At 39.3% G+C, this 1398-nt stretch carries 1 protein-coding gene; it reads right to left on the bottom strand.

Annotated elements, in window-relative coordinates:
• Positions 1-60 precede the first annotated feature (60 nt).
• On the bottom strand, positions 61-1272 hold the full coding sequence (locus BP27_RS16470; protein ID WP_084324619.1) for an SIR2 family protein: 1212 nt from the start codon (positions 1270-1272) through the stop codon (positions 61-63).
• Positions 1273-1398: the final 126 nt, after the last annotated feature.

Genomic DNA, 1398 nt, shown 5'->3' with positions numbered 1-1398 from the left:
CTCTAAAGTCTGTGCTGTAAGAGGCCATAGCTACACTCCGATTTGTCTAGTCGATTAAAATTAATCAAGCGGACAACTAGTGTGACGGAGGGGGCCGTCGGACTTATTACCAAACAAAAATAATGCGATCCCAGCATGGTTTATCATGTCTTCTCTATACTTTGACCATAATGCGGACAGAGGAAGCCCACCCTCTGTAGACTGAGGAAAAGGGCGCAATATTAGCTGGTCTTCTACTTTAGCTTTGGGGCTGGTGAAAGTTTGTTCTAAGACTCCAGATATTACAGAACTTCCAACCCCCAATCCAAACCCAGAAACAACACGAATACCTTGTGATACGAGTTTGCGACTTAATTGATATACAAATTTTAAGGCGTCGTGCTCTCCCATTTCGCCATACTCGTGGGCAGCACCTGATATAAAAATAGTTTTAGATTTATAATTCTGCTCTAATCGTCTCAGCAATTCTGTTATTTCGGAAAAATCGTCAACTAGAATTGTTTTTACGTTGAATCGTTCCAAATCTTTCACAAAGTAATCTTGTTTCCTCCTTCGATATTCAAAATCAGCTAGCTCTTCAGCGTCTTCTTGCTTGACACCTCTTATGAAACAATAATGACGCCTTTGGTTTCCTTCATAAGCAACTCGAATCCGACTGAGGATGTAATCCAAATTTGGATCAGTAAAGCTGAACCCTATAAATATAAATGTTTTTGAAATCAGATCCCCTTTAAGATTTGCTAGATATTGATCCATCTTGACGTGATATCGCTCATAATCATCCTTGGTCAATACCGCTTGGCTAGCGTGATCGACATCACCATGCATTTTATATACGACAGCATCACGCTTTGGTTTTGTTGTAGACAAATGCTCTTTTGTATATTTTACATCTGCTATCTTTCCAGAATTATCGAGAGCATTTTCAATAATCTTGTCATAATTTGTTGTCCAGTAGGTTCTAATTGGTAGCCTACAAAGTATTTTATGATTTTCTGTTTCTGAAGCCTCTCTTGAAAACTCTTCTATAAGTCTCTGATTAAGCTGACTTCGATTGTTCGCATTGTCGTTGCAATGAAACTGCGCTAAAGCTACTAAATCATTTTCTTTGTCTACATCCAATCCAAGCTCATCTGCAATTGGTCTTAATAGTTCGGCCCAATTTACGAACCCAGCACCCGCTGACATTCCAGCCCCTGCAAAAACGGCCACATTTTCTTCAAGTAACTCCTTACCCACATCTCTTAAAAAGGCTTGTTTCTTTAAATCCATTGCTAACTTCTCAATTTAGTTCAGTTCTCACCGGGCTTATAACGAGGCTGTAGAAAAACCTGTTTTCAGCCAGCTTTTCCCACCAACAGCTCGTTTTTTGTTATTTATATTGTGTTGCCCATTTTA

The sequence above is a fragment of the Marinospirillum insulare DSM 21763 genome, from assembly GCF_000686905.1.
Classification (GTDB): Bacteria; Pseudomonadota; Gammaproteobacteria; order Pseudomonadales; family Halomonadaceae; genus Marinospirillum; species Marinospirillum insulare.
Note: the sequence above shows the minus strand (reverse complement) of the source record. Positions and strands in the feature narration are given on the sequence as shown.